The organism is uncultured Campylobacter sp. (genome assembly GCF_938040115.1).
In the GTDB taxonomy this organism is placed as follows: Bacteria; Campylobacterota; Campylobacteria; order Campylobacterales; family Campylobacteraceae; genus Campylobacter_A.
This window is the reverse complement of sequence record NZ_CALHXD010000153.1, coordinates 1-6,004: the sequence shown is the minus strand read 5'-3', so window position 1 is coordinate 6,004 and position 6,004 is coordinate 1. Positions and strand designations below refer to the sequence as shown.

General features: G+C 46.6%; 5 protein-coding genes. 3 read left to right on the top strand and 2 right to left on the bottom strand.

Annotated elements, in window-relative coordinates:
• Positions 1 to 231: 231 nt before the first annotated feature.
• Both Q0314_RS05500 and tgt read right to left on the bottom strand, forming a co-directional pair.
• Positions 232 to 924, bottom strand: coding sequence for a CorA family divalent cation transporter (locus Q0314_RS05500; protein WP_298057373.1), 693 nt, complete (start codon positions 922 to 924; stop codon positions 232 to 234).
• Between the two features lie 9 nt (positions 925 to 933).
• On the bottom strand, positions 934 to 2,070 hold the full coding sequence (gene tgt, locus Q0314_RS05495; RefSeq protein ID WP_298057372.1) for a tRNA guanosine(34) transglycosylase Tgt: 1,137 nt from the start codon (positions 2,068 to 2,070) through the stop codon (positions 934 to 936).
• Positions 2,071 to 2,105: 35 nt separating this feature from the next.
• On the opposite strand from tgt, the gene Q0314_RS05490 reads away from it, so the two are divergent.
• From Q0314_RS05490 to Q0314_RS05480, 3 genes are all read left to right on the top strand, one after another.
• Complete coding sequence (locus Q0314_RS05490; protein WP_298057371.1) at positions 2,106 to 3,509, top strand: TrkA C-terminal domain-containing protein; 1,404 nt, start codon at positions 2,106 to 2,108, stop codon at positions 3,507 to 3,509.
• Between the two features lie 33 nt (positions 3,510 to 3,542).
• A complete protein-coding gene (gene aroB, locus Q0314_RS05485; RefSeq protein WP_298057369.1) occupies positions 3,543 to 4,580 on the top strand; it encodes a 3-dehydroquinate synthase in 1,038 nt (345 codons plus the stop codon).
• On the top strand, positions 4,577 to 6,004 hold a 1,428-nt coding region (locus Q0314_RS05480), incomplete at its 3' end, for a mechanosensitive ion channel domain-containing protein (RefSeq protein WP_298057367.1). The genes aroB and Q0314_RS05480, both read left to right, overlap by 4 nt.

Genomic DNA, 6,004 nt, shown 5'->3' with positions numbered 1-6,004 from the left:
TAAAAAACTATCTGGAGGCGCAAAATTCGCTGCTTGAAGGCAGGATCAGTGCGCTAGCGCAAAAGTATAAAATTTTGCAAGACGAAATCGGCATATATAAAGCGACGGCGGGAAAAGCGGAGTAAATTTGACTGTGTCTTGCGCCTGATACACGGTTTTTTTGGGTGCGTTAAATTTGCAGCGAATTTGACGGCTAGTTAAATTTAGCTAGCTGCAAATGACTTTGCAAATTTACTCGCGCCGTTTGCCTAGAAAATAAAACAGTCCCGCTAGCGTCGCAAAAAGAGCAAGCATAGATCCGGCGACGATAGCCGTGCCGTTTTGAAAGCCGTTTAAAAACATCCCGTTCGTATTCATCCCAAAAAATCCAGTGATCAAATTTAGCGGCAAAAATAGCGCCGAAAGTAGCGTGAGGATGTAGATGTTTCGGTTGATTTTGTCGTTTTTTAGGCTCTGTATATGCGCGTATATATCGTCTATCCTGGCGGCGTTTTCGCAGGCTGCGTTTTTTAGCACGCCGGCTTCGTAGACGTAGTTTTTGAGCTGCTTTTTTAGCTCGGGCCTTTCGTTCTGACAGATCGCCAAAGCCTCGTAAAAGTGCGAAATTTTATTTTGAAATTTGCGTATTTCGTATTTTAAGACCGCGTGCTTTTTGATAAATTTAGTAAAATCCCTCTTGCCCGCGTAAATTTTCTCGTAGCTTTCAAGCTGGGCGGAGTGCTCGGCGATCTTGGCGCGAAACTCGCTCGTTATCTTTTTTACTACGCGGATAAACTCCTGCGAGCCGCTTTCGCTGCCGTCCTGGGCGTAAATTTTGTCGTCTTTAAAGATAAATTTATAGTTTTGTTCGCTGCCGTCCGTAACTAGATAGACGTACTCGCACTCCTCGTCGTAGAAGTACCCCGAGATATCGCGCTCGCTCACCGTTTTACCTTATATGCTTGGCGCGTCTTTACCGCGTTTGGCGTAGAAATTTCGCCTAAATTTTTCAAATTCGCCTGCCATTATCGCCTCTCTCATTTGTTTCATCAAATTTAGATAATAATGCAAGTTGTGCAAGCTCGCTAAGCGGAAAAACGTCAGCTCGCCCGCGCGGTATAGGTGGCTAAGATAGGCGCGCGAGTAGTTTTGGCACGCGTAGCAGTCGCACTCTGGATCTATCGGAGCGCGGTCGGTTGCAAATCTCGCGGACTTGATATTTATCTTGCCAAAACTCGTAAATAGCGTGCCGTTACGAGCGTTTCGCGTCGGCATCACGCAGTCAAACATATCCACGCCACGGGCTACGTTTTCTACGAGGTCTTCTGGAGTGCCTACGCCCATGAGATAGCGCGGACGCGCCGCGTCGATGTATGGCATCACGGCCTGCACGGTATCATACATCTCTTGGTTGCTTTCGCCTACGCTAAGACCTCCGATAGCAAGCCCGTCAAAAGGCATCTCGCACAGCGCTTCGGCGCAAAATTTACGCGCCGCCTCGTCCGTGCCGCCTTGGATTATGCCGAATATATTTTGCGTTAGCCCTTCGCCTTTACTTTGCTTAAATTTATGATAATCTATCGCCTCTCGCGCCCATTTTATCGTGCGTTTTATGCTTAGCTCCACGCGCTTTTTTTCAGCAGGAAGCGCGACTAGATCGTCTAGGATCATCATGATGTCGGAGTTTAGGTCGTACTGGGTATCTAGCACCGAGCACGGCGTGAAATAGTGCGTGCTGCCGTCGATGTGGCTTTTAAATTTTATGCCGTCATCGCCTGGCTTTGAGATATTACTCAGAGAAAAGGCCTGGAATCCGCCGCTATCGGTTAAAAACGAGCGGTTAAATTTAGTAAAGCCGTGCAAGCCGCCAAGCTCCTTTACGACCTTGCTGCTAGGACGAAGGTAGAGGTGATAGGTGTTGCCAAGGATGATTTGGGCGCCCAGAATTTGCATCATATCCACGGCATCTAGGCTTTTTACGGCGCCGACGGTACCCACAGGCATAAACACGGGCGTTTTGATCGTCGAGTGAGCGGTAGTTAGCGTGCCCGCGCGCGCCGCACCGTCCGTTTTATCTATACTAAAAGTCATTTTGATATAATAGTCCCTTTAAATTTGGAGTTTTAATGAAAAATATCTTGATAGTTGCGGACGGCATTGTAGCAAAACATTTCTTAGAAAGACTATTCGTAAGCAGAAGCAGCACGCATAACTACGTAGTTATCGCTTGCGGAGACGAGGATTACTCGGATGTAAATTTAGAAAATTTTACCTTTTACCGCTTTGATCCCACAAGCCTTGATAGGCTGAGGCAAGTGGTAAGCGGTTATTTCAGCCAGTTTATGATTATGCTAAAAGACGGCTTTGATACGGTCAGCGTCTATAACAACCTGCGTCAAATCAGCAAAAAAACGGAAATTTTGATGCTCGATCTTTGGGGGCTTGGCGGGCTAGAGGACGACTCGCACCTAACGGTCTTGGACGCGCGAGCGGTGCTAACGGCTAGGCTCATGGACTTTTTACCGGATATCCCCGTAGTAGCCGACAACCTAGGCCTTGGCAAGGGCGAGATAATGGAAGTAAAGGTGCCCATAGGCAGCTCCTTTATGTACCGTCACATCAGTTCCATAACGCAGAAAAAATGGCGCATAGCGATGATTTATCGCGGTTCAAATTTCATGATCGCAAAGCCAAATTTAATGATCCTACCCGGCGATGTTTTGCTTATAGTGGGCGAACCAAGCGTGCTTTTAAGCGTATTTAGAAGCGTAAAAAAAGAGACGGGGCAGTTTCCAAATCCGTTTGGGCATAACATTTATCTGTTTTTAGACATGAAAAAGATGGGCGAAAAGCTGTGCATAAGGCTGCTTGAGCAGAGTCTAAAGCTGCACGAAAAGCTAAACAATAGGCGCCTTTTCGTCAAGGTTGTAAATCCTGCGCTAAATTTAGCCTACGAAAAGCTAAAATCCGTAAACGACGAGATGGCGACAGTGATGTTTGATTATTTCGGAGGCGGAGTAGGGCAGATAAAAGACGATGTTTTTAAAAACGACGTCGGGCTTGTGGTGACGGATAATAAATTTTTCGCCGCGCATAAAAGGTTGCTTTTCGAGCTAAAAAAACCAGTCGCCGCCATCGGTAAAAGCGACATCGACGAGATCAAAAAGGGCGTGGTGCTAAGCAGCGGTTTTGGCGACGAGATAGAGAGCCAATCGGCCGTCATCATGGACTGCTGCTCGCAGCTTGATATGCCCATCACCCTTTATCACTTCGGCCGAAGCGGTGCAGACGAGGAGATGGAGGAGCATTTTGATAGTTTGGCTAAGATTTTCGGACGTAAGATCGAAGTCGTGGAGGACAAAAACTCAAATCCGATTTTAAGGCTAAAAAAAGAGCGAAATTTGCTCCAGTTCGTGCCTTTTACGAAAAAGATCAGTAAAAAAGACGCGTTTGCGGCGTTTTCAAACGACATGAACCGTCTGTACGCGCGCCTTAGCGACAACTATCAGATTTTTATACCGATAAATTAGGCTATTTTGGATAAAATAAAAGCGGAGAATAAGATGAAAATAGATATAAAATTTGACGGCAAGCCTGGCTACGGCGTATATATAAACGAGCTAAAAGAGCTTAAATTTGACGCTAAAGTCGCAATCGTGACAAACGCAAAAGTAGGCGGGCTTTATCTGCAAAATTTACTCTCGCGCATAGATTGTCCGCAAAAATTCGTCGTCAGCGTCCCAGACGGCGAAGAGTATAAAAATATGCAAACGATCGAGGCGATTTTAGAGCAGCTTTTCATCAGCCGCCTTGACCGCAGCAGCGTTATTATCGCGCTTGGCGGCGGAGTGGTGAGCGATATGGCGGGCTTTGCGGCGAGCATTTTTGAGCGCGGGATCAAATTTATAAACATCCCCACGACCCTGCTAGCGCAAGTGGACGCGAGCGTAGGCGGAAAAACGGGCGTAAATAATAAATTCGGCAAAAATCTGATCGGCTCGTTTTATCAACCTAGCGCCGTTTATTGCGAGACAGGGTTTTTAAAGACGCTTGAAAAGCGCGAATTTGCAGCGGGACTTGCAGAGGCTGCAAAGATGGCCGTAACCTTTGATGAAAAGCTATTTTCGTGGATGGGGAGCGCAAATTTGACGGATGAGGCGAATTTGCAAAATTTGATCTACCGCTGCGTGCAGATAAAGGCCGCCGCCGTAGAAGCCGATGAGCGCGAAAAGGGCGTGCGCGCGGTGCTAAACTACGGTCACACCTTCGCTCACGTGATAGAAAACGAAACGAACTATAAAAAATATCTGCACGGCGAAGCAGTAGCGATCGGCATGAATATGGCTAACGCGCTAGCCGTGAAGCTAGGGCTTATGAGTGAGGAGCAAAAGGCGCGCGTGGCGGAGCTGCTAGTTAAATTTGACCTACCGATAAGCTACAAGGTGCCAAACGCAAGCGGCTTTTACGAGGCGTTTTTCCTTGATAAAAAGGCGGAAAACTCCGCGATCAAATTTATCCTGCCGCGAGGTATCGGCGCATACGAAATACGAAAAGACGTGCCGCGCGAGCTCGTGATGGACGTTTTAAGAGAGTTTGAATGAGAAAAATTTTATTTATTTTATTTTTTGCGATCTTTGCTTATTCGCTAGATGATATACCTAGCGATTTTAACGCAACAAAAGAAGCTCAGCTATCCGAGTTAAACGCTTCTTTGGCCTTTATCGAGGACGAGCTAGCCGATAACATCTGGGCGACTCGCTACTCAAACTACAACACCTTTCAAAAGCTAAGCGCGGAGCTCGATGAAATCGAAGCAGCGATAAAAAAACAGGCAAAAAATACCGAAAAAGTACTCGAGCTACAAAAAAAACAAAGTACGCTAAAAGAGCAGATCGAACTTCTAAGAGAGTTTCAAAAAGCGCCGTTTTCTAGCATGATAACGGCTCCCGAGATAGAAATTTTACAAAAGATAACCAATCCCGTCGCCGTGATCTCGGGCTTTTCGCACATAAAGCAGCTCAGAAGCGAAAAAGACGAATATAAACGCCGACTAGACGGGCTTTCAAAAACAACCGACGAGTTAGCTAGAAAAGAGCAAATTTTAACCCAGATCGTAAATTTGAGCGACGACTCGCGCTTTCAAGCAGAGCTTGCCGAGGCTAGGCAGGAGCTAGCGGAATTTAACGCCGCGGCCGACATCGCAAAGACCACCTACGGTGTGTACGAAAAGCGCGTAAACGAAGCGATAAACCGCACTAGCGAGGACATCAAGGCGCAGATGAAAAAGGCGCTAGATATCGGTATATTTATCGTAGTCGTGATCGGGCTTTCGTTTTTGTTCAAATTTATAATTAAAAAGACGATCACGGATAACGAGCGCCTCTATACGGCGAACAAATTTATAAACCTCGTAAACATCACGCTCATCATCATGATTTTGCTTTTTGCCTATATCGAAAACGTGACCTATCTCGTCACGGTGCTAGGCTTTGCGTCCGCTGGTATCGCGATTGCCATGAAAGATATGTTCATGAGTATGCTCGGCTGGACGGTAGTGGTTTTTGGCGGTAGTTTTCACGTCGGCGACCGCATAAAGGTGCGCAAAGACGGAGAGGACGTCGTGGGCGACATCATCGATATCTCGTTGCTTAGGATGACTATTTACGAGGACGTCACGATCGTCACGGTAAACTCAAACCGTAGGGCGGGGCGTATTATATTTGTGCCAAATAATTATATCTTCACCGATCTGATCGCAAACTACTCGCACCACGGCATGAAGACCGTCTGGGACGGCATCGACGTGGTTTGCAGTTTTGATTCTAACCATAAAAAAGCCGCCCACATCATCAAAGATATTGCGCGAAAATACTCCAAAGGCTACACGGAAATCGCCAAAAAGCAAATGAGCAAGCTGCGAAATCAATACAGTATCAAAAATCCAAACGTCGAGCCGCGCGTGTTTACCTTTATCGAGCCTTACGGTGTGAAAATTTCAGTCTGGTACATGGCAAACACATTTGCC